Source organism: Neptuniibacter sp. 2_MG-2023, from assembly GCF_030547495.1.
Lineage (GTDB): Bacteria > Pseudomonadota > Gammaproteobacteria > Pseudomonadales > Balneatricaceae > Neptuniibacter.
This window is the reverse complement of record NZ_JAUOQC010000018.1, coordinates 1-22,962: the sequence shown is the minus strand read 5'-3', so window position 1 is coordinate 22,962 and position 22,962 is coordinate 1. Positions and strand designations below refer to the sequence as shown.

The 22,962-nt window shown below is 42.2% G+C and carries 26 protein-coding genes and 1 pseudogene; 23 read left to right on the top strand and 4 right to left on the bottom strand.

What is annotated here, in order from left to right; translation table 11 throughout:
- Positions 1–49 precede the first annotated feature (49 nt).
- The 18 genes and pseudogenes from Q4486_RS14390 (at position 50) to Q4486_RS14305 (ending at position 15,236) form a co-directional block, all read left to right on the top strand.
- Positions 50–1,705, top strand: coding sequence for an acyl-CoA synthetase (locus Q4486_RS14390; protein ID WP_303519910.1), 1,656 nt, complete (start codon positions 50–52; stop codon positions 1,703–1,705).
- 61 nt (positions 1,706–1,766) lie between these two features.
- Positions 1,767–2,516, top strand: a complete 750-nt coding sequence (locus Q4486_RS14385; RefSeq protein ID WP_303519896.1) for an electron transfer flavoprotein subunit beta/FixA family protein — start codon at positions 1,767–1,769, stop codon at positions 2,514–2,516.
- A gap of 11 nt (positions 2,517–2,527) precedes the next feature.
- On the top strand, positions 2,528–3,454 hold the full coding sequence (locus Q4486_RS14380; RefSeq protein WP_067868224.1) for an electron transfer flavoprotein subunit alpha/FixB family protein: 927 nt from the start codon (positions 2,528–2,530) through the stop codon (positions 3,452–3,454).
- A gap of 97 nt (positions 3,455–3,551) precedes the next feature.
- Positions 3,552–5,333, top strand: coding sequence for an acyl-CoA dehydrogenase (locus tag Q4486_RS14375; RefSeq protein ID WP_303415217.1), 1,782 nt, complete (start codon positions 3,552–3,554; stop codon positions 5,331–5,333).
- Between the two features lie 2 nt (positions 5,334–5,335).
- A complete protein-coding gene (locus tag Q4486_RS14370; RefSeq protein ID WP_303519895.1) occupies positions 5,336–6,964 on the top strand; it encodes an electron transfer flavoprotein-ubiquinone oxidoreductase in 1,629 nt (542 codons plus the stop codon).
- 199 nt (positions 6,965–7,163) lie between these two features.
- Positions 7,164–7,403, top strand: a complete 240-nt coding sequence (locus tag Q4486_RS14365; protein ID WP_067868215.1) for a VF530 family DNA-binding protein — start codon at positions 7,164–7,166, stop codon at positions 7,401–7,403.
- A gap of 18 nt (positions 7,404–7,421) precedes the next feature.
- The gene (locus Q4486_RS14360; protein WP_303415222.1) at positions 7,422–7,670 is read left to right on the top strand and encodes a DUF2164 domain-containing protein; all 249 of its coding nucleotides are present in this window, start codon (positions 7,422–7,424) and stop codon (positions 7,668–7,670) included.
- A 375-nt stretch (positions 7,671–8,045) separates the two neighbouring features.
- Positions 8,046–8,321 (top strand): hypothetical protein, encoded by a 276-nt coding sequence (locus tag Q4486_RS14355; RefSeq protein WP_303415223.1) that lies wholly within the window; start codon positions 8,046–8,048, stop codon positions 8,319–8,321.
- Between the two features lie 220 nt (positions 8,322–8,541).
- Positions 8,542–9,195, top strand: coding sequence for a TatD family nuclease-associated radical SAM protein (locus Q4486_RS14350; protein ID WP_303519893.1), 654 nt, complete (start codon positions 8,542–8,544; stop codon positions 9,193–9,195).
- Positions 9,196–9,524: 329 nt separating this feature from the next.
- Positions 9,525–10,802 carry a hypothetical protein gene (locus tag Q4486_RS14345; protein WP_303519891.1) on the top strand — a complete coding sequence of 426 codons (1,278 nt, stop codon included), beginning with the start codon at positions 9,525–9,527 and terminating at the stop codon, positions 10,800–10,802.
- 75 nt (positions 10,803–10,877) lie between these two features.
- Positions 10,878–11,207, top strand: a complete 330-nt coding sequence (locus Q4486_RS14340; RefSeq protein ID WP_303519890.1) for a hypothetical protein — start codon at positions 10,878–10,880, stop codon at positions 11,205–11,207.
- A gap of 124 nt (positions 11,208–11,331) precedes the next feature.
- Positions 11,332–11,493 (top strand): hypothetical protein, encoded by a 162-nt coding sequence (locus Q4486_RS14335; protein ID WP_303519889.1) that lies wholly within the window; start codon positions 11,332–11,334, stop codon positions 11,491–11,493.
- On the top strand, positions 11,487–11,939 hold the full coding sequence (locus tag Q4486_RS14330; RefSeq protein ID WP_303519888.1) for a DUF4145 domain-containing protein: 453 nt from the start codon (positions 11,487–11,489) through the stop codon (positions 11,937–11,939). The genes Q4486_RS14335 and Q4486_RS14330 overlap by 7 nt, the downstream gene beginning before the upstream one ends.
- 99 nt (positions 11,940–12,038) lie before the next feature.
- On the top strand, positions 12,039–12,563 hold the full coding sequence (locus Q4486_RS14325; protein WP_303519887.1) for a hypothetical protein: 525 nt from the start codon (positions 12,039–12,041) through the stop codon (positions 12,561–12,563).
- A gap of 384 nt (positions 12,564–12,947) precedes the next feature.
- Positions 12,948–13,205 (top strand): hypothetical protein, encoded by a 258-nt coding sequence (locus tag Q4486_RS14320; protein WP_303519885.1) that lies wholly within the window; start codon positions 12,948–12,950, stop codon positions 13,203–13,205.
- A gap of 27 nt (positions 13,206–13,232) precedes the next feature.
- A pseudogene (locus tag Q4486_RS14315) lies at positions 13,233–13,709 on the top strand (penicillin-binding transpeptidase domain-containing protein); the annotation flags it as partial.
- A gap of 120 nt (positions 13,710–13,829) precedes the next feature.
- Positions 13,830–14,486 (top strand): triacylglycerol lipase, encoded by a 657-nt coding sequence (locus Q4486_RS14310; RefSeq protein ID WP_303519884.1) that lies wholly within the window; start codon positions 13,830–13,832, stop codon positions 14,484–14,486.
- Between the two features lie 189 nt (positions 14,487–14,675).
- Positions 14,676–15,236: a hypothetical protein gene (locus tag Q4486_RS14305; RefSeq protein WP_303519883.1), complete on the top strand. Its 561-nt coding sequence runs from the start codon at positions 14,676–14,678 to the stop codon at positions 15,234–15,236.
- Between the two features lie 94 nt (positions 15,237–15,330).
- Here the strand turns inward: Q4486_RS14305 and Q4486_RS14300 are convergent, their stop codons facing one another.
- Together Q4486_RS14300 and Q4486_RS14295 are read right to left on the bottom strand one after the other, a co-directional pair.
- Positions 15,331–16,359: a methionine synthase gene (locus tag Q4486_RS14300; protein WP_303519882.1), complete on the bottom strand. Its 1,029-nt coding sequence runs from the start codon at positions 16,357–16,359 to the stop codon at positions 15,331–15,333.
- Positions 16,360–16,403: 44 nt separating this feature from the next.
- Positions 16,404–17,378 (bottom strand): DUF1852 domain-containing protein, encoded by a 975-nt coding sequence (locus Q4486_RS14295; RefSeq protein ID WP_303519881.1) that lies wholly within the window; start codon positions 17,376–17,378, stop codon positions 16,404–16,406.
- 518 nt (positions 17,379–17,896) lie between these two features.
- Between Q4486_RS14295 and Q4486_RS14290 the strand changes: the two genes are divergently transcribed.
- From Q4486_RS14290 to Q4486_RS14275, 4 genes are all read left to right on the top strand, one after another.
- A complete protein-coding gene (locus Q4486_RS14290) occupies positions 17,897–18,337 on the top strand; it encodes a hypothetical protein (protein ID WP_303415235.1) in 441 nt (146 codons plus the stop codon).
- A gap of 161 nt (positions 18,338–18,498) precedes the next feature.
- Positions 18,499–18,918 carry a cytochrome b562 gene (locus Q4486_RS14285; RefSeq protein ID WP_303519880.1) on the top strand — a complete coding sequence of 140 codons (420 nt, stop codon included), beginning with the start codon at positions 18,499–18,501 and terminating at the stop codon, positions 18,916–18,918.
- Positions 18,919–18,969: 51 nt separating this feature from the next.
- Positions 18,970–19,548 carry a HupE/UreJ family protein gene (locus Q4486_RS14280; RefSeq protein WP_303519879.1) on the top strand — a complete coding sequence of 193 codons (579 nt, stop codon included), beginning with the start codon at positions 18,970–18,972 and terminating at the stop codon, positions 19,546–19,548.
- Positions 19,549–19,854: 306 nt separating this feature from the next.
- Positions 19,855–20,727: an MYG1 family protein gene (locus tag Q4486_RS14275; protein WP_303519878.1), complete on the top strand. Its 873-nt coding sequence runs from the start codon at positions 19,855–19,857 to the stop codon at positions 20,725–20,727.
- 100 nt (positions 20,728–20,827) lie between these two features.
- Here the strand turns inward: Q4486_RS14275 and Q4486_RS14270 are convergent, their stop codons facing one another.
- Entirely contained in the window at positions 20,828–21,004 is a 177-nt protein-coding gene (locus tag Q4486_RS14270; protein ID WP_303519877.1) for a hypothetical protein, read from the bottom strand.
- Positions 21,005–21,132: 128 nt separating this feature from the next.
- On the opposite strand from Q4486_RS14270, the gene hisI reads away from it, so the two are divergent.
- Entirely contained in the window at positions 21,133–21,555 is a 423-nt protein-coding gene (gene hisI / locus Q4486_RS14265) for a phosphoribosyl-AMP cyclohydrolase (RefSeq protein WP_303415241.1), read from the top strand.
- A 63-nt stretch (positions 21,556–21,618) separates the two neighbouring features.
- Here hisI and Q4486_RS14260 read toward each other — a convergent pair whose 3' ends face one another.
- On the bottom strand, positions 21,619–22,626 hold the full coding sequence (locus Q4486_RS14260) for a rhodanese-related sulfurtransferase (protein WP_303415242.1): 1,008 nt from the start codon (positions 22,624–22,626) through the stop codon (positions 21,619–21,621).
- Positions 22,627–22,962 lie beyond the last annotated feature (336 nt).

Genomic DNA, 22,962 nt, shown 5'->3' with positions numbered 1-22,962 from the left:
ACTAATTTCGGCTACTGGGATAACAACAAACATGGAGAGCATCGTGAATATAAATGAAAACAATAACGAATCTGCCTTCGAAACAGATCTGGATAAAAACCAAGCCAACTACGCGGCACTGACGCCTATTACATTTATTCAACGGGCGGCCAGCGTCTACCCTAACCGAACGGCAACAGTACACGGCGATACCCGTTATAGCTGGTCTGAAACTTACACACGTTGCAAACGTTTAGCCAGTGCGCTGCATGAATATGGTGTCAAACCTGGGGAAGCGGTCTCCATTTTGGCCCCAAACCTACCCGAGCATTTTGAAGCTCACTTTGGCGTACCTATGTGTGGTGCAGTGCTAAACTCAATCAATATTCGCCTTGATGCGGAAGCGATCGCGTTTATTCTGCAACATGCAGAAAGCAAAGTACTTATCACCGACAAAGAGTTTAGTGACGTTGTTAAAGTAGCTCTTACACTTGTCGAGAACAAACCTCTAGTTATTGATATAGATGATCCCTATTGGCAACACGGCGAACTTATTGGCGATTTGACCTATGAAGCTTTTTTGCAAAAAGGCGATGAAGATTTCACCCCCTACTCCGTTAAAGATGAGTGGAATGCGATAACTCTAAACTACACATCAGGTACTACAGGGGATCCTAAAGGCGTTGTGTATCACCACCGCGGTGCATACCTAAACGCCATTAGTAACGCTATATCTTGGGGAATGGAGCAACATCCTGTTTATCTCTGGACACTTCCTATGTTCCATTGTAATGGCTGGTGCTTTCCTTGGGGTATTGCGGCTATGGCAGGGGTTAACGTTTGCTTACGTCATGTCCGTGCAGATCATATCTTTAACCTAATTAAACAAGAAAAAGTAGGTTATTTCTGCGGTGCTCCTATCGTATTAAACATGCTTAATTCTGCCGATGATGACCTAAAAACCGGTATAGAACATCAAGTTAATGTAATGACTGCAGGCGCTGCACCACCTGCATCAGTGATCTCAGGTATGGAAGCTCTAGGATTTAACGTCACTCATGTTTACGGTCTAACCGAAACCTACGGCCCCTCTGTAATTTGCGCTTGGCACGATGAGTGGAATGACAAGCCTTTAGATGAAAAAGCGCGTCTTAAATCTCGACAAGGGGTTCGCGCCCCAATGCTTGATGGCTTGATGGTTGCGGACCCAACAACAATGGAGCCGGTTCCTCAAGATGGCGAGACTATGGGCGAGATTTTTATGCGCGGCAACTTAGTGATGAAGGGCTATCTTAAAAATCCAGACACCACTCACGCAGCCTTCGAGGGTGGATGGTTCCACTCCGGCGATTTAGCTGTATGGCATCCAGATGGATATGTAGAAATCAAAGATCGTTCGAAAGATATCATTATCTCCGGTGGCGAGAATATATCCAGTATTGAAGTTGAAGATGTGCTCTATCGCCACCCGATGATTCAAGAAGCCGCCGTTGTTGCTAAAAGTAACGAGAAATGGGGGGAAACCCCTTGTGCCTTTGTCGCCTTAAAAGATCTCGATCGAGAGGTTACCGCACAGGAAATTATCGCTTTCTGCCGAGAGCATATGGCCCACTTTAAAACGCCAAAAGATATTATTTTTGGTCCACTGCCTAAAACATCGACAGGAAAAATCCAAAAATATTTACTCCGCGACAGGGCCAATTATTCAGACGAACAAGATAGTTAAGAACATGATTAAAATAACCTCAGTGGATTCAACACCCCTGAGGAATAATAGAGGTACCGAAATGAAAATATTAGTCGCTGTAAAACGCGTTATTGATTACAACGCCAAAGTGCGGGTTAAAGCTGACAATTCAGATGTTGACTTAAGCAATACCAAAATGGCGATAAACCCTTTCTGTGAGATCGCTGTTGAAGAAGCCATTCGCCTTAAAGAAGCAGGTAGCGCTCAAGAGGTAGTTGCAGTATCGGTTGGGCCCAAAGCCTGTCAGGAACAGATTCGGGCAGCACTCGCCCTCGGTGCAGACCGTGGTATTCAGGTCGAAACCGACGATAACCTTGAATCACTAAATGTGGCAAAACTGTTAGCTCAAGTTGTCCGCGATGAACAACCCGATCTCATCATTATGGGTAAACAAGCCATCGATTCCGATAACAACCAGACGGGACAAATGCTATCGGCACTACTCAATATGCCACAAGGTACTTTTGCTTCAGAGATCAACCTTCAGGAAGGTGAAGTCCAAGTTATCCGCGAGATCGATGGCGGCTTACAAACCCTTGGCCTTACCCTACCCGCCATTATCACGACAGACCTTCGTTTAAATGAACCTCGCTATGCATCACTACCCAATATTATGAAAGCGAAACGAAAGCCACTGGCAGTTGTTACCCCCGAAACTTTAGGGGTTGAGCTAAAACAGCACAGTAAATTGCTTAAAGTTACTCCTCCAGCTGAACGCAGTGCTGGCATATTAGTAAGCAGCGTTGATGAATTGATCGAGAAACTCAAAAACCAAGCGAAAGTAATTTAAGGGGTGAACAAATGGCTATTCTAATTATTGCTGAACATGATAACTGCACCCTTAAAGGTGCCACACTCAATACCGTAACAGCCGCGGCTCAAATGGGCCAAGACCTCCACCTTTTGGTTGCTGGCTCTAATTGTCAAAACGTGGCCGATGAAGCGGCTAGTGTCGAAGGAATTAGTAAAGTACTACTTGCTGACAACTCTGTTTATGCTCATCACCTCGCAGAGAATACGGCACAGTTAATCAGTCAATTAGGTACGGCTTACAGCCACATACTAGCGCCGGCAACGAGCAACGGGAAAAACATTTTGCCTAGAGTGGCAGCGCTACTTGATGTAGGGCAGATCTCAGATATTACGGCGGTGGAATCCGCAGATACTTTCCAACGCCCTATCTATGCAGGCAATGCCATTGCGACACTCCAGTCACTCGATAATATTAAAGTTATTACCGTCCGTGGTACCGCCTTTGAAGCGGCATCTACAGGTAACGATGCACCTATTGAAAATGTGGATCTACAGATTGAAAGTAACCTCTCTAGCTTTGTTTCAGAAGAGATAGCGCAATCGGACCGTCCTGAATTAACCGCAGCAAAAGTGGTTATATCTGGCGGCCGAGGTATGGGAAATAGCGAGAGCTTTACTCTGTTAGAACAGGTCGCTGACAAACTAGGTGGAGCCGTTGGCGCTTCCCGTGCAGCGGTCGATGCAGGCTTTGTCCCTAACGATATACAAGTTGGGCAAACCGGCAAGATTGTTGCCCCTGATCTCTATATTGCGGTCGGAATCTCCGGTGCAATCCAACATCTTGCAGGGATGAAGGATTCGAAAATCATTGTCGCCATCAATAAAGATGAAGAAGCACCCATATTTTCCGTAGCAGACTATGGACTAGTAGCCGACCTGTTTGAAGCAGTACCTGAGCTTGAACAGAAACTATAACCTTTTATTCATGTACCACCCCTGCTTGACCTTAAGAGGCTTGGACTACGTAAAACCGTTTCCAGTCTAAGCCTCCTTTTTAAAAAAGAGGATCGTTATGAGCACTTATACTCCCCCGTTGAAAGATGCCAGCTTTGTACTGGATCAACTCATCGGACTCAACCAGCTTTGTGAAAAGCTGCAATTAGAAGATATTAATACTGAACTAGCCACCGTCATTATCGAAGAAGCCGGCAAACTGGCTTCAGATATACTCGCCCCTCTAAACAGCGTTGGTGATGAAAAAGGGTCATCGGTTTCTGCCGGTAAAGTACAAGAAACTGCTGGTTTTGCCGACGCTTACCAACAGTTTGTAGAAAATGGTTGGGCCACACTAACCGGTCCTGAAGAGTTTGGAGGACAGAACCTACCTAATGTTATAGGTACGGCCGTTAATGAGCTTTGGCATTCATCAAATATGTCTTTCGCACTCTGCCCAATGCTAAGCCAAGGTGCTGTCGAAGCCCTGATCGCCCATGGTAGTGAAACACTCAAAGCGCACTACCTCCCACCACTTATCAGTGGTGAATGGACAGGTACAATGAACTTAACCGAACCAAATGCAGGCTCAGATCTTGCAGCGGTTGCAGCTAAAGCTAAACCTGAAGGTGATCACTACAAAATTAGCGGCCAAAAAATATTTATCACATGGGGAGATCACCAAATGACCTCCAACATCGTTCACCTTGTACTAGCCCGGCTGCCTAATGCTCCCGCCGGAGTAAAAGGGATCTCCCTCTTTATCGTCCCAAAATATTGTTTAGATGAGCAGGGCCAACCCGCTGAATTGAACGATGTTAGCTGCATCTCTTTAGAACATAAAATGGGGATTCATGGCAGCCCAACTTGCGTAATGAGCTTTGGCGATAACGACGGAGCGATTGGCTACCTCGTCGGCGAAGAGAACAAAGGCTTAAGCTATATGTTCACCATGATGAACCATGCCAGACAAGCTGTTGGCTTACAGGGTTTATCTATCTCAGAACGAGCCTATCAGCAAGCGCTGCAATACAGCCAAGAACGCTTTCAAGGTAGTCGTCGTGATGGCCAAAAAATTGCCATCATCGATCACCCCGATGTGCGCCGCATGCTAATGGCTATGAAAGCAGGTAATGAAGCCATGCGCGCACTCGCTTACAGTGCCGCCGCAGATATTGATCACGCCCATAGTGGCGATGAAGCAGCCAAAGCCAGAGTAGAGCTATACACACCTATTGTTAAAGGTTGGATGACCGAATTAGCGCAAGAACTAACCTCACTTAACATCCAAGTACACGGTGGTATGGGTTTTATTGAAGAAACCGGCGCAGCACAGCACTATCGTGATGCCCGTATTCTTCCGATCTATGAAGGCACTACAGGTATCCAAGCACTCGATTTAATCGGGCGTAAAACTTTATTTGATAAAGGCATGGCCCTTAAAGCACTACATGCAGATATTAATGAAACACTCAATCAACTCACAGCCTCCGATAACAAACAACTGCAGGCCCTTCAACACCCACTAAAAGTAGCCTTAGAAAGTGCTGTATCAGCCGGTGATTGGATTCTAGAAAATACGGCCGATGATCCACAAACCATGGGTAATGTTAGTTTTGATAACCTGATGATGATGGGTTATTTAACCGGTGGCTGGTTATTGGCTCGCAGCGCCCTTTTAGCGAACAAACTAATCACACAAGAAAACCCTTACGGGGACCCCTTCTTACAAGGAAAAATTGCAACCGCCAGTTTTTATGCAGAACACTATCTACCGCGTGTTAAGCAACATGCCGATACGGTACTCACCGGCCTATCCAATACGTTTGCATTAGATATAGAGCAGATGCAGGGAGTGTAGTTATGGAACATGAAGTGATGGAATTCGACGTCCTCATTATTGGTGCGGGTCCTGCTGGCTTGGCCAGTGCCTGTCGACTGAAGCAACTAAACTCAGAGCTAAATGTGTGCGTCGTAGAAAAAGGTTCAGAAGTTGGCGCTCATATACTTTCAGGCGCTGTTATTGACCCTAAAGCCTTGAACGAACTATTCCCTGATTGGAAAGAGATGGGCGCACCCTTAACAACAGCCACAGAACAGGATGAAATCGTCCTGCTAAAAGACAGCACCTCTTCGATAAAAATTCCACATTGGATGGCACCGAAGAGCATGCATAATCAAGGTAATTATATTGCCAGCCTCGGTAATTTCAGCCGCTGGTTAGCAGAGCAGGCAGAATCCTTAGGGGTAGAGATATTTCCTAGCTTTGCCGCCTCTGAAGTTGTATACGATGATAATGGGCGCGTAAAAGGCATCCTAACCGGTGACATGGGTGTAGGCAGAGATAATATGCCTAAAGATAACTATATGCCGGGCATGGAGCTTCACGCCCCTTTCACTATCTTTGCCGAAGGCTGCCGAGGGCATTTAGGTAAAGCGTTAATCCATAACTTCAATCTTGATAAAGATAAAGATCCGCAACATTACGGTATAGGCCTAAAAGAACTCTGGGACATTGATCCTGCTAAACATCAACAGGGACTCGTTATCCACGGCTCGGGCTGGCCTTTACATGGTGATACTAGTGGTGGCTTTTTTCTCTACCACCTAGAAAACAATCAAATAGCCGTTGGCTTAATTATCGATCTTAATTACAGCAACCCTTGGCTGAGTCCATTTGATGAGTTCCAACAACTTAAACATCACCCAATGATTTCCCAATACTTGGAAGGCGGTAAACGCGTATCTTACGGTGCAAGAGCGATCACTAAAGGGGGCTACAACTCGCTTCCTAAAATGCAATTCCCTGGTGGGATTATGATTGGCTGTGATGCGGGAACGCTAAACTTCTCCCGTATAAAAGGGGTTCACACGGCCATGAAGTCAGGCATGATAGCGGCGGAAGCGATTAATAACGCCTTAAAAAGTAGCGATAAAGAAGCTGAAACATTCGATACTCTTTATAAGGAAAGCTGGCTGTATAGCGAGCTATTTAACGCGCGAAACTTTGGCCCCGCTCTGCATAAATTTGGCCCTTGGATTGGTGGCGCTTTTAACACCTTAGATCAGAATATTTTCAACGGAAAGATACCGCTGACACTTCATGACCGTCAAGAAGACCACGCTAAATTACTGCGTATAAGTGAAAGTAAAAAGCTCACTTATCCTAAACCGGACGGAAAACTATCCTTCGATAAACTCTCCTCTGTATTTTTATCCAATACAAACCATGAGGAAGATCAACCTTGTCATCTACAACTAAGCAAAGAGGATATTCCCCTTACCGTAAATATCCCTTTATATGATGAACCTGCACAACGTTACTGCCCAGCAGGAGTCTATGAAGTCATCGAAGATGAGGCTGGTAAAAAACTGCAAATTAGTGCACAGAACTGCCTACACTGTAAAACCTGTGACATTAAAGACCCTTGTCAAAATATTCAGTGGGTTCCACCAGAAGGCGGAGGAGGTCCCAACTATCCAAATATGTAACCGTTAAAGCCGCCCGTAAACGAATCATCGGAAACCATTTATGGTTTCAAGGCTCGGTGCCTTCTTGCCCTCTTCTGGAGGGCCTTTTTATGGGCCATACTTGCCGACGACTTATCAGAAATATCCCCGCACTCTATGGTTCTCTGCTCAGCAACCCCGTATCATCGTTTATCTTTATCCTTGCAAACCTGTGACCTAAATGACAACTCAACCCAACAACCCCTTACACGGGGTAAAACTTGCCGATATAGTAACTCAACTCGAAACCCACTACGGTTGGGACGGTTTGGCCGAAAAGATCGACATCAACTGTTTTAAAAGCGATCCTTCGATTAAGTCATCACTGAAGTTTTTACGAAAGACACCTTGGGCAAGAGAGAAGGTAGAGCAGCTTTATCTATACACTTTCTCAAAGCAGAATCCTTGGAATAGCAAATAAAACAGCTGGAAATAAATTATGTCAGAGATTAAGTTTTCGACCGATGAAAAAGCGCTCTTAGTGGCAAAACTAAAATCCTATTTCGAAAAGGAGATGGAACAAGATATAGGACAGTTTGAGTGTGAGTTTCTCCTCGACTTCATCTCTAAGGAGTTTGGTGCCCATTATTACAATAAAGGCCTAAGCGATGCTCAGTTGATTGTCAGTCAAAAACTAGAGGATATCTCTGATGCATTCTATGAAATGGAAAAAATAACCCCTTCCTAAATTAAAAATATTCTCCTTTCTCAGCTATAAAACATCCGTTTTAAATTAACCGCAACCCTACTCTGCTCATACCCTAAAAGCATAAAGTTATTATTTTTTAAAAATCTAGACTTCTCCATGAGAAGCAGATAATCACACTTGCTGTCACGCACAACAACGCTAGTCCTCATCATAGCTGCACAGCATTATTGAACAATTATTATCTACCGCAGCCGCAACATGAATCTAATTTTTTTAATGATTATTCTTGGTGAAATTTTATCCTACTAAATGATTAGAGTTATTAATATTTGTCTCCTACAATCAGTTTTACCGGTTAACGAATTGACTCGGCAACGCCAAATAGTTTGATAAAAATAAGGCTGAGGGATAGAGATGATAACGTACGAAGAATGCTTAGAACTAAGTGATCTAACTGCTGATGAAGTAGATGCTATTGCAGAACATGAACATGTCGACTCAATGATAGCTATAGCGTTAGGGCACTACCTAATCACCCATCAAGGTGAACAGAAAATAAAATCTATCATTATCGATGATATTGAAAAGGCAGAGCGTGCGAAGCATTACCAGCATGCAGATATGTTAAGAAAAGTGCTTAACCATTTTATTGCCACTCACCCAGAACATAACGCTAAAAAAGCAGCGTAGAAAATTTTATAACATAGCAAGCAAGTCCTTTCGATACCGGCTAGGGGTGATATCCATTTCAGTTCAGTTCACCCCGCCGGATCGTTTTTACCTATACAGTTAAAACTAAGTCTTGCACTGACTCACTCCCCTGGATACTCATTTATTGATAACCATCAACATGCCATGCTATCGAGGCTGATAGGATCACAAGCCTACTTAGCCAAATATCCATACTCCAATGAGCCCAAGCAAAAGTCGTCCAAATACAGCCAAACGCCAAACATCGTCTAACCAGTGCGATACTTACACTTATCAAATAGACAATAGCCTCTATATCAACTTAACAGATCGCTGCACATTAGCATGCCAGTTTTGCCCAAAACACAACGGCTCAACTGCAGTTAAAGGCTACGAACTTTACTTAACCAAACAACCCGAAGCCGCCACAGTTATCGCGCAAATTGGCACTCCATCAAAATATGATGAGATAGTATTTTGCGGTTACGGCGAACCTACACTCCGATTAAAAGCCCTACTTGAGATCGCCCATTGGGTAAAAGAAAACGGCGGTAAAACCCGCGTCAACACCGATGGTTTAGGCAGCCTATTTCACAAACGCGACATTGTGCCAGAACTGGCAGAGTGTATAGATGCCCTATCTATCTCTCTTAATGCCCAAAACGAAACGGTATACCAACAACACTGCCACCCCGCCCTTCCCGACTCGTTTAAAGCAGTACAAGCCTTTATAAAACGCGCCGCCGAACTGATCCCTCATGTGCAAGTATCAGCGATTAACGGACTTGAAGGCGTAGATATAATTAAGTGCCGAGAGATAACCGAAAACCTAGGCGCTCAGTTTAAACAGCGCGAGTTGGATGTAGTTGGCTGATCGACCAAGACTTAAAATCAAAAAGAACAAACAACGCAAACCCGCTGATGGCCTATTGAGTTACACGGGGAAATCACAGGTTTTTACCTTGATGATCAATGACAGACAAACAGAGTATTTAAAACGGCCCTCGTTTATGTAAGGATAGCCTGACAGTTTTGTATTTTTCTCCAAGGAAGAGAAAACCCCAGCTAAGGAAAGCTTATGATATTCAAACACCTACGCCACCTCAAACAACTCGCTTTATGTAGATATATGACAACTTGTCGTGTTTAAACGCGACAATCTGTCATATATTTAGCTGTTAACTTCACTCAAATGGATCTGCGATGGAAACTCATAATATACGAATTAGTAATTTACCTAGGGAAGAACTCGCTGATTTGTGGAAACATTTATCACCACCAGAACTAAATGATCTTATCTTCAGTAGTAATAAGAAAGAAATTGATATTTTATTTGGTCACATGTCTGAAAGAGGGATTGTTGAAACAATACAATCGTTAGACTCGGATGCTCTAGTTAAAGTATTAAAATCGCTTCCAAACCGTTCGATAAGCAATCTGTTTATGTTTGCTAATTCGAAGCTAACGCACAAAATTGTATCAAGTATTGACCGAGGTCTTTTACTAAATATTTTAAGGAGTTCTAACCCTGAGCTTAGAGAAAGAATTTTAAAGTCGATGCCTATTGACCAGCGAAGAATGTTCTTGGAATTATCAGAAGAAGAATCAGGGATGGAGAATGACTATAAATACTTCATGTCTGAAAAAATTGAAAACTCACATGAAAAAGAAGCTTTTAATAGATTAAAAGAATTAGAGGAAAGAGAGCGATATCTTGAAAGAAGGCAGCGAGCTAGAGAAGAACAATACTCAGCTCAACTTGATGTTCTAAGACAACAAGTCGCGGAATCAGAAAAAGAAGTACATCAAAGACAAAATAAGTATAAAAGTGTCGAAGCTGGGCTTTTAAAAAAAGAACTGGAGATTAGAGATAGCATTCGAGTTCTTCAAGAGGAACATCAAAAACAAGTTCAAGAAAAAATAGAGTTAAAAGTTCCTGAGTTCGTCGAATCAGCAGTAGCAGCTCTAAAGGAAAAAGAAAAAAGCTTTTCTGATAAAGCCGCAAATTGGAATTCTCATGGGAGTATATCTTTAGGTTTAGCTATTGCATCTGCTATTGGTGCTTTAATCTACGGTGGTTTTGAATTTAATTCAGCAGCTAAAGAGAATATTGATTGGTTTTTCTTTTCATTCTTATTAATAAAAGGTTTGATTGTTGTTTCTCTTTTTGGTGCATTTGCAAAGCATGCATACAACATAGGCAATGCTTATATGCATGAATCGTTAAAGCGAAGCGATAGAATGCATGCAATTAACTTCGGTAAACTTTATCTAGAAGTTTACGGAAATGAGGTTAGTCAAAATGATATGAAATCTATCTTTGAGAATTGGAACATGAACAGTGATAGTGCTTTTACGAAAATACAAGCATCAAACTTTGAGCCAAAAGTTGTTGAACAAGTGACGCAAATGATTAATGCGGTATCAAAAGCCACACAAAGTGGTGAACGTGAAGTTAACAAGCCAATCAAGCAGGACTAAAAACAGTTTGCTCGGTTTCGCTACGCTTCACATCTTAGCAAACTATTTTTAGCCTCTTATTGGGGCGTTAGGACTATGTCAGATTTCAAGTTATATGCCATTTTGTTTGCCGCACCTCTGGTACTATTTTCAATAATCCAGATAGCGATTTATGTGACCACTAAAAGGCTCACTGAACATAAATTCCTGTCGATAAGTTCAGTAGTATTGAATATGGTTTTGGGGTTTCTTTTGTGTCGTGAAATCGCAAAGCAAGCAGTCTATATGCCACCAGAAATGGTCACGGTCTCAGATGTATGGCTAGGTGATTTTTGGGTGCCTGCATACCCTTTAGCTTTTGTTGTGATGGCATTATTTACAGCACTAGTAACGTACTTGACGCATGTTTATGCAAAAGCGTCCTAACAAAAACATTAAAAGTCGCCCTTCGGGCTTGGACCGTCGCTACGCTCCGGCCCTTTATGTTGGGCGTTAAGTGTTTAATCGAAATCGGAGTTCTAAATGAGTAAATACTATCCGCCAGTGTTTAATGAAGAGCAATTTCATTGTTTACACTGCGGAGTTTATGCAAAGCAATATTGGTCCGATTTATTCGATCATTATTCGAGGAATGCAATGGGAACTGACTTCAGATGTAGTCGGTGTTCGCACTGTCGTGAAAAGTGTTACTGGTATGGTGAGCGAATGGTAGTACCATCGGAAGCGCCTGTTCCGCCCCCTCATATTGATCTGCCGGAACCTTGCCTTGAAGATTATAATGAGGCGAGAGATATAGTTGCTCGCTCGCCAAGAGCAGCGGCGGCGCTTTTAAGACTGACAATACAAAAGCTATTAGGTGAGCTGGGAGAAAAAGGGAAAAATATCAATGATGATATTGGAGTATTGGTTTCTAAGGGGCTGCCTATTGAAGTTCAACAGGCATTAGATTATTGCCGCGTGATTGGTAATAATGCAGTACACCCTGGTGAAATTGAGATTAACGATAATCCAGAGATTGCGCACAGCCTCTTTGAAATGATTAATTTCATAGTTGAAGTTAGAATTTCACAGCCAAAAAAAGTTGCGAACCTGTATAAAGTATTACCTGAAGGTGCATTAAGAGCTGTGGAAAAACGTGACAACACAAAAAACACTTAACAAAGCAATAAACCGGACTCCGCATTGCGTGGTTCGTTTCACTCACTTTACCACGCAATACTCCGCTCGGTTATTGCGGCGTTAGCGAAAAACACCAAAATGAAAAACATACTAATCGGGTTAATTGTTTCACTTTCTTCATTCCATGCGTGTGGAGGTGAAGTCTACCCATCTCTATTCGATGTGCAAATTGGTAAACCATTTGATCACCCTAGAGGGCAAGAAAACAAAGATATCAATCGCCCTACAACACAATTCAGGGTGCCAAATTATGGGAAAACGTCAGTTTTATTCCCTGAATACCAGGTTTCGTACTTAAATAAAAATTATTCGGTTTCTATTGTTACCGCAGAATCTGTATCAAAAAGCATGACGGAATGCATGCATAAAAAAGAAGAGGCTCTAAAATTATTGAAGCCAGCTTTTCCAAAATATTCACCTACACCTCAAGAAAAAAGCAATTTGGGTGGCAGTAATGAGTTTTCTGCCTCTGACGAAAACACATATTTTGTTTTGCAGTGTCAGCAGTCTTACGGCCCATTCTCGACATTGCGTTTACAGTTTAGGGGCGTAGCGCAAGACAAGGAGCTAAAGGATGCTTGGAATGCCTTCTTTAATAAATAAATCGCTAACAAGTACAGCCAGCAGGGCTGGCCTACGCTGTAGACGTTATGAGGATATAGAAAACAAGTAATACCCTCGTAATGTAAATAATTAACGTCACACAGTAGCTGCAACAGTATCAGTTTCTCTATATCTAGAAATCTCAGGTAGCCGGTTGATAAGCTCAAATCCTGAAGACGGCTTTAAAGCATCCACAGAGGTAGGTTTATTAGGGGCCTATCTAATTTATAAAGTCTGGGAACTGTATTGTGCTCGCAAGTATTATAAAAACACATAACAAAAACATCAAAAGCAGCCCTGCGGGCTTGGACAGCCAAAGCGATGCTTTATGTTGGGAAACACCATATGCCACCGTGTTACTCACACATTAATACCGGGATAGATATGAAGCATTTAGGACTGTTTATTGTATTGGCTTTCTCAGCCAATATATATGCTGTAGAGAAAGAGATAGAAAGCCTTTACAAGGCAAACAATATTAATGGGTCAATACTCATTGAATCCGCTGATGGTGAACGAAAATATCAATATAACGTTAATAACAAAGAAAGCTTTATACCTGCTTCAACATTTAAGATACCCAATACTTTAATCATACTTGAGGAGGGTTTGATTAAAGACCTTTCTGAAGTCATTCCTTGAGATGGTGTAGAGCGCGAATACGCCCCATGGAACAAAGATCAAACACTTAAAACCGCTTTTCAATATTCATGTGTATGGTGTTATCAGCGCTATGCCAAAATGATCGGCGACACTAAGTATCATGAGTATCTTAGAAGTTTTGACTACGGAAACCAATTAACGGGTAGTGAGATCACACGATTTTGGCTTGATGGCGAACTAAGAGTTTCAGTAAAAGATCAAATTGGTTTCTTGCGTAAATTATATAAGGATAATTTACCAATACAGGAACAGCATATTAAAATACTGAAGGATATTATGTTGTCAGAGAGTAATAACAAGATAAAGGTCTGGTCCAAAACAGGTTGGTCTGGCAAAGATGGTTGGTATGTGGGTTATCTTGTTGTTAACGAGCAAACATGGTTTTTTGCAAACCACATTGAGATAAAGCAACGTTCAGATTTAGCGCTGAGAAAGAAACTTACAATGGATGCATTCAAGGCTCTCAAAATTGTTCAGCAATAATTGGCATAACAAGCGCATGTTGTCGGGCTGTGAACTTCACCCGTTAAAGCGCACTATCGAGAGTATCCTATGATAATAAGATTATTCAGTTTGATTTTGTGTTTATGGAGTACTTTTTCAATGGCTGAGGAATGTGTTGTCTTACTTCATGGGATGGCTCGTTCCGATAGTTCTATGAATAAAATGGAAGCAAAACTTGAAAAGTCGGGTTATGCCGTAGTGAACTTTGACTACCCTTCAACCAAACATGATATTGAGAGTATAGCCAAAAATTATATTCCTAATGCTGTCGCTCAATGTAAACCTAACCTAACCATAAATTTTGTTACTCACTCTTTGGGTGGGATTGTTTTACGTAAATATTTAAGTGATAACAAACTAGACCGCTTAGGTCGTGTGGTAATGCTAGGCCCACCGAATAAAGGAAGTGAGGTTGTTGATAAATTAAAAAACGTTCCCGGATTTGAATTTATTAATGGCCCTGCAGGTTTAGAATTAGGCACAGATAAAACAAGTGTTCCAAATTCACTTGGAGCAGTGACCTATCAAGTCGGCGTAATAGCGGGCAGTTCAACTATTAATCCAATACTTTCTCAAATGCTTCCAAACCCTGACGATGGCAAAGTGTCTGTCGAAAGCACAAAAGTAGAAGGGATGACTGACCACATCATTATGCCCGTTTCTCACCCCTTTCTTATGCGAGATGATGCGGTGATTCAACAAGTAAAAATATTCCTAAAAAAGGGAAAGTTTCAGCATCATAGGGTTTCGCTCTAACAGCGCGTTAAACGAGCACAGCATGTGTTCATGCTGAAGGCTTATAAAAGTGGCCATTACACGATGAAGGAGATAGGCGATTATGTTGAGGTTAGTTATTCGCCAGTGAGTCGATGAATAACGGGTACTACACAATGCTAGGCCTGATTCTTACGTTCTTTACACACTCAAAAGATAAGGAGTATTTTTTTGAGATTTATATTCGTAGATGCTGAAAATATTGGCTTGAAAGGCGTTGAAGCGATTGACGCTTCTATTTCAGATAAGGTTATTGTTTTCTCAAAAAACGAAGCGGTAAAAGAGGCTTGCGAAAGAAAACTATTTCTCTACGTATCAAGCTACCCCAGCGGGCCGAACCAAGCCGACTTCTACGTTATAGGAAACTTAATCGGAATTATTGCATCATTATCTGAAGTACAACGAAGTGCTTGTCAGTTTATTCTTTATACGCAAGATAATGCGCTAACCACAGCGTTCTCATTCCAGTGCAAACTTCATAAGGTAAATTCTAAAATTGCGCTAAAGCCTAAATCAGACATTCAACAGAAACGAATTACAGAACCAAAGAAACTGCCACAAAGTTTGGAGCAAATGATCTACGACCAACTCAAGACGGCTCAAACGACCGAGGCTGTGCGAAAAAAACTGAAACAACCCAAACCTGAATTTACTAAAGCGTTAAATCAATTAATTCGAGCAGAAAAAATTCGCCGTGTATCTAAAAATAAAAAAACATGGATTCAAGCATAAGCATCAATAGGAATAACCGGCTCAGATTCCTTGCTGAAAGCGATTTTCAGTAGTGAAGCCCTCTCACTAAAAAGTCTTTCTGAGCCCGTTATTTTTAGGCTAAAAGCTCTCGCCTAATAATCTCTGTACCTGCTTTTAACGCTTCGAGTTTGGCACTGGCCACTCGACGAGATAAAGGTGCCATACCGCAGTTGGTACAAGGGTAGAGTTTATCAGCATCGACAAATTCAAGTGCCTTTCTCAAGGTATGGGCGACCTCCTCGGCTGTCTCAATTTTGTCGGTTGCTACGTCAATTGCCCCTACCATGACTTTTTTACCGCGAATCAATTCAAGCAACTCCATAGGTACATGGGAGTTGTGACATTCTAATGAGATAATATCGATATTCGACTTTTGCAGTTTAGGGAACACGGCTTCATATTGTCGCCACTCCGACCCTAATGTCTTTTTCCAATCAGTATTGGCTTTAATGCCGTAGCCATAGCAGATATGTACAGCGGTTTGACAGCTAAGTCCTTCAATCGCTCGCTCTAAGCACGCAATCCCCCAGTCATTTACATCATCAAAAAAAACATTAAATGCCGGTTCATCAAATTGGATGATATCAACGCCCGCCGCTTCTAACTCTTTCGCTTCTTGATTGAGAATTTTGGCAAACTCCCACGCGAGCTTTTCACGGCTCTTATAATGATCATCATAGAGCGTGTCGATCATCGTCATGGGGCCTGGTAGCGCCCATTTAATCGGTTGTTTGGTTTGTTGGCGTAGAAATTTAGCATCGTCAACAAACACAGGTTTCTGGCGGGAAACGGGGCCAACAACTGTGGGGACGCTCGCGTCATAGCGATCACGAATTTTAACGGTCTTACGTTTCTCAAAATCAACACCATCGAGGTGTTCAATAAAAGTCGTCACAAAATGTTGCCGCGTTTGCTCGCCATCACTGACAATATCAATACCGGCATGTTGCTGTTCGTGTAATGACACACGTAGCGCATCCTGTTTGCCGTCAATTAACGCCTCTCCTTGCAACTTCCAAGGTGACCAAAGCGTCTCAGGTTCTGCAAGCCACAAGGGTTTAGGTAAGCTGCCTGCAGTTGAAGTGGGTAATAATGTTTTCATAATAAGTAATGCCGTCTATTTAGATGAATAATTGGACCTAGAGATTAAGCGTAATGAGCTGACCACTGTTCAAGCAGGGTTTGGTAGGGTTTGATGAAGTGTTTTTCAGCAAACTTCCCTTGTTCATTAGCTAACTGGTTACGCTCTTCTCGGTCATAAATAATTTGGGTGACGGAGTGATCTCGGTTTTTCAGCTTAGGCTGATAACATTGGCCTGCCACAGCATTGGCATTATAAATTTCAGGCCGATATATTTTCTGAAAGGTCTCCATCGTACTAATTGTGCTAATCAGTTCGAGGTTGGTGTAATCATTCAGTAAATCGCCAAAGAAATAAAAAGCCAAAGGAGCAACGCTATTTGGCGGCATAAAGTAACGAACCTGTAAGCCCATCTTTTCAAAGTATTGCTCAGTCAAGGATGGCTCATTAGGTTGATACTCAAATCCTAAAACGGGATGCTGATTCTCTTTTCGGTAGTAAGTTTTACTATCAGACACACTGAGGCAAATAACCGGCGGTTTTTTAAAATGCTGTTTGTAAGCTTTAGACTTAACAAAATATTTAAAAAGCTTACCGTGCAGCTCCCCAAAGTTATCTGGGATACTGAATTTAGGCTGATGCTTATTATGATCCAGAAGCAATACACTAAAATCATAATCCCGCACATAAGAAGAAAAATTATTGCCTACAATGCCGTCAATGCGCTCACCGGTTTTATGATCAACAATGTTTGTTTTTAATACTTCAATAGCGGGGAAGGTTTGACCATTGCCTTCGATATCAAGATCTACAGAAATAATTTCTAATTCGACAGAATAACGATCTCCGTTAGGATTATCCCAATGTGCCAACGCATTAAAACGGTTATCAATCATCTTTAGGGTGTTAGACAAGTTTTCTTGACGACGCTCTCCTCTAGCCAGATTCGCAAAGTTAGTCGTGACACGCGTATTGTCTGACGGGCGATAGTTTTTATCGAAGCCAACGCGCTTAATCGTAAAGGTAAAGTTTGTATTCATCGTAATCGCACCCTACTTCCTGATATAAAATCTGAATTTATTCCCTACCATCGCTCGACCGTCTTACTTGTTTTCAGATTTCCCCTGTTAATCGTCGTCACCATCATTTTGACCTGTGCGACCTCATTAAGAGTCAACTGCAATATTGTCTAAGCTGAATAGCTGAATGTATTTTATACTCGCAATAGAACATGAATAAAAATGGTTTATTTTTGATTTGCATTGAATTTAATTCATACAGATAGATCTGCGAAAATATCAACAGGTAAGGGTTATGCCTATTAGACTGATTCGAATAGATGATCTTATTGTTCATGATGAGCTAATACAGCAAACAGGATCGTTTTTACAGATCCCATATTGACAGCTACAGCCTAGTCAGAAGATAATGCGCTCAGGCTTGTTGGACGCCTGCCTCGCAAAAGCGATAGTACCAATCATATATATTTCGCAAGCAGCCGCTTGCATATCATCTCAGGTTCATAGCGAGTAGACCGGTTTAAGTAGGCGATATGCATATGACTCATCCTATCTGTGGTCTTAACACACCCGAAAACGAATTACTCAAATCGATATTACGCGTGGCAAAATCCTTACACCGTGCGGCTAAATCGGATTCACGTCCCCACTCTCTTCCTGTTTTACGAAGACTGATTTCCAGCGAAACCTTTCGTCAAATTTCATTACCCGAACTATACCGTCGACGAGAGACAATCCAGCGCAAACATATATTGCAAATGTTAGCCCTAGAGGCTGGAAGCCTTAATTGGTCTGAATACAAAAAAAAGATCCAAGCCCAGCCCGAAGAGCAACCGCTTGATTACAGCCTCGCATTAAAACATGCAGGTTATCCCAACATCTGGTTCACATCCTTGCCGGAAGCCGAAACATACGCGGCGGCACAAGGTGGCCAACCTATCCCCGTTGGTAAGCAAGCAGTCGTGATTCCCGCTCAATAATCGACTTTATCGATTAATCCTTTAAACACAACCAATAAACTTGCTCGCTAGCCCGCTTACAAAGGTGATAGCGAGCAACACTCATCTATAAGGTGCTCGCTACGCAGATCTGGTATATTGCCTTGCAAATACCCTAATCACTGTGAAGGTCGATTTTGTTTATGCAACGCATATCTCTAAAACTGTTACTTAGTTCTTTGTCGCTTATCTTATTAATCGCTTTTTCTGGATATAGCAGCGCAGGTGAGCCCCTGAATTTAAAGAAAACGATGAAACAGATGCGGCTGCATTATAAAAATGCACTGGATACTGATTCTGCCCAAAGCTTTAATCAAAATATTGGCGAGTTCAAAAAATATCTCAAAAGTGCGCAAACCTATGATTTTTCGCCTGAACGCAAAGTAATTTCGCTGGAAGGTTTAAATAAAGTGGAGCGTTTTGTTGAGGCTATCCCACCAGCTACAGCTGACAACCTAAGCACAGTTCAGCAGCAACTCAGCACTGTCGATCAGTTACGTACGGAGTACCACAAAAAAGCCAAGCCGAGCATCTGGGAGATGCTCCTCAACTTTTTGAAGTAAAAAGGAACCTAATCAACTGATTTAGGTAAAGACAAGAAACAAGGACTCATTATGAAAAAACTATTAACACTCTCTGCCATCATCCTTTCTGTGCTTCTTCCCAGCATCGCTTTTGCACATCAAGCAAGTGGTGGAGGCTTTTTAGCGGGGTTATCTCACCCTGTCCTTGGTTTTGATCACCTACTAGCCATGTTAAGTGTAGGTATCCTTAGCGCCCAAATGGGGGGACGAGCCCTATGGTTAGTACCCACAACGTTTGTATCCGTAATGTTAGTGGGCGGTATCTTAGGCTTAAATGGTTTTGCCTTAATTTCTGTTGAAACAGGCATCTCAATTTCCGTGCTTGTTTTAGGTATATCACTTACAGTTGAGAAAAAAATCGCACCTATTTTAGCCATGTGTTTTGTTGGTTTTTTTGCCATTTTTCATGGCTACGCACACGGCATTGAAATGCCTTACTTAGCAAACCCTGCGTATTATGCACTCGGTTTTATTGTAGGTACGGCGAGTATTCATGTTATGGGCGTGTTAATAGGTATCATTGCCGCAAAGCTTTCAAATGGAGCCCAGTTCTTAAGATATCTAGGCGCTGGTATAGCAGGTATAGGTTTCCATTTAATCATAATGTAAAAGCCTAACAATCTGCTTACTATGACTCCGTAATAATGGCCGTTTTTCTACTCTGCACGGCCCCAAATGGCCATTATTACTTCATCTATCAGGGAATGGCTAAGACAGGTATTCCTCCCGTAGTTACCAGCACTGCTAACTACTTTTTAAGCCAAACTAGTGTTTAGACAACTCCCCCCTATTTTTACTGGCGATCTTCCTATAGGATCGCCCCATATGATTTTTACTGATTAAATTCCCTCAAGACGGGACCCCATACAGTAAGCTTAATCAGCCCTCTCTTCTTTTTTGATAAGACAAAAACTAATGACTGATATAACGGTAGCAACACACAGCGGTAACTTTCATGCAGATGATGTTTTCAGTATCGCTGCTCTTAAGAGTATTTTCCCGGCGTTTACACTGATACGCACACGGGATTTGGCGCTGATCGCTAAAGCTGACCTTGCGATTGATGTTGGCGGTGAACATGATCCAGACACAGGCCGTTTTGATCATCATCAACGGGGAGGAGCAGGCAAACGCGACAATGGTATCCCCTACTCCTCATTTGGGTTGATTTGGCAGAAATATGGTTTAGAGATATGCAAAGGGAACCAAGAGGTCGCGGACTCTGTCGATGCAGGCTTAGTATCAACCATTGATGCGATCGATTGCGGCCATGTAGAGGGGGTAGCGACAGGTATTAGCCTTAGCCAAACAATCTCTATGTTTAACCCCACATGGCAAGAAGACAGCCACTTTGATAGCTGCTTTGATGAAGCGGTTGATTTTGCATCACGTGTTTTAACACGCTTTATTGCAACGACTAACGGTGGTATTAGCGCCAAGTCAATTGTGGCTGAAGCGATTGAGAATGCAGAAGATCCAAGAGTGATCGTATTAGAAAAATACACACCATGGAAAAGAACAGTACACGCCTTATCTAAAGAGGCGTTATATATGGTTTATCCATCAGATTCGGGTCAATGGAGAATTCAAACAGTACCTGTTGAATTAGGTTCATTTGAAGATAGGAAATCACTTCCTAAGCCTTGGGCTGGCTTATCTGATAAGGCACTTCAAGATGTAACCGGTATTGATGATGCTATGTTTTGTCATAATGGACTATTTGTTGCCGGTGCAAAATCATTTGAAAGTGCAATGAAGATGGCTTCTATGGCACTTGAGGACGCTTAAACAGAGCTTAAATACCAAAAAATCGACTCTGCGGATGTTTATAAAAGGATAAGTCTCCTCCTTTTATAAACTTTTGCTTAGTGGTATTCACTAAGTAGGGCTAGGAGGAACAATCCCCTCGCTCACTCGCTTTTCCATTATCCGCATAGATCGATTGTGTTGATAGGACATCTTGCCGATCAGTTTGGCCATCTATAAACGATGAACAATGACGCCCGAACAATAAAGTTATCAACACCGTTACAACAAACACTAACAAACTAATACGCATATTCATCTTCATATCCACTGGCTATCTGATCCTTTGAGTACAAGATGAGGTAAAAATTCAATCTTTATTCCTTAGCTAAAAAGCACCTTGTGATATGATGCGCACAAGATCAGCTTGCATAGATGAAAGAGATTATGAAAAACAACTTTTACTACGATTTAGAGTCCTCAAAAATAGGCGCTCAAACAGATCTAACCTCAGCCTTAGATAATTTACGTTTTAATGAGGATGGCTTGATTCCAGCCATCGCACAGCAAAATGCAACCGGTGAAGTCTTAATGATGGCTTGGATGAATAGAGCCTCAATTGAAGAAACTTTAAAAACTGGACAAGTCTGTTACTGGTCCCGCTCCCGCCAAACCTATTGGCGTAAAGGGGAAAGTTCTGGCCATGTACAAAAACTGGTCGAGATGCGCATAGATTGCGATGGCGATACCTTACTGTGTCTAGTCAATCAGACAGGACCGGCCTGCCATACTGAACGCTCCAACTGTTTTTTCCATGCAGTTAAAGGCGATAAAATAGAGATTATCGCCGAGCCTTGTTGCGCAGAATAAGTTTTTTGTGATCTATAAAGATAAAAAACCACGCAATAGCGTGGTTTTTTTATAGGTAAATTTTTAGCTATTAGAACGATTTTTCTGCGCTTCGCGATAGGCTTCTTTAGCTTGTCGATGGGCTTTAACCGCATCCTGAACTTCACCACCTAAATGAGCTTCGCCGCGTGCATTCGCTAACTGAACTTGGTGTTCACGCTCTCTGAAACGGCTCTTCTGCTCATCAGTCATGGTTTCTATACAATGAAGACAGCTGACACCGCGTTCGTAACTATCTAACTGCTTTTCTTCCTCAGTAATCGGCATACGGCACGCGTGACACTGATCATAATCTCCAACTTCAAGACCATGCTTAACAGACACTCGTCCATCAAAAACAAAGCAGTCCCCTTTCCACATAGATTCAGCTTCAGGCACCTCTTCAAGGTATTTTAAAATCCCCCCTTCAAGATGATAAACCTCATCAAAGCCCTGCTCTTTTAAATAGGCTGTAGATTTCTCACAACGGATACCCCCGGTGCAAAACATCGCCACTTTTTTGTTCTTTTCAGGATCTAAGTTATTAGAAACATACTCAGGAAACTCGCGGAAAGTTTTGGTCTCGGGATCTAAGGCATTTTCAAAAGTGCCAATAGCCACTTCATAATCATTACGTGTATCAACTAATACAACATCAGGATCAGAGATTAACGCGTTCCAATCTTTCGGCTTCACATAGGTACCTACCACACGTTTAGGGTCGATACCTTCAACTCCCATTGTGACAATCTCTTTCTTTAACTTAACCTTGGTCCGCATAAAAGGGTTAGTGGTATCGAATGATTCTTTATACCCTACATCCGATAAACGCTCATCTTGGCGTAACCAATTAAGCACGGCATCAATTCCCTGACGTGTACCGGCAATCGTACCGTTAATCCCCTCCACCGCAAGCAGCAAGGTACCCTTAACGTCTGCCTCGACCATGCAGTCATGCAGGGGCTGACGTAAAGATTCATAATTTTCTAAAGTGACAAACTTATACAGAGCACAAACAACAATATTGTTGCCTAGCTGTTCTTGATTAGACATATAAACTCCGCTAATTGGGGCGTAATCCCAACGCAAAATAGAGGCAGCCCTTCGGGCCACGTAGCAAACGAGATGTAGGAAAAACCTACCTAAATCCGAACAAAAATATTCAGGGGGCGGATTTTATAGCATTCGGAAAGGAAGCGCACATACAATCTATGGAAGATCTTTTCGGCCAAAGGCTGGCCTCCTACATGCACACCCAATGTAGGAGCCCACCCTGTGAGCGAAAGAATTACGTGCAGAAATCCGAAAAAAACACCTGAATAAATTACGCACTTAACCCGATATCACATAACCCTTCGGCCAGAGGCTGGCCTCCTACGTGCACGCCCA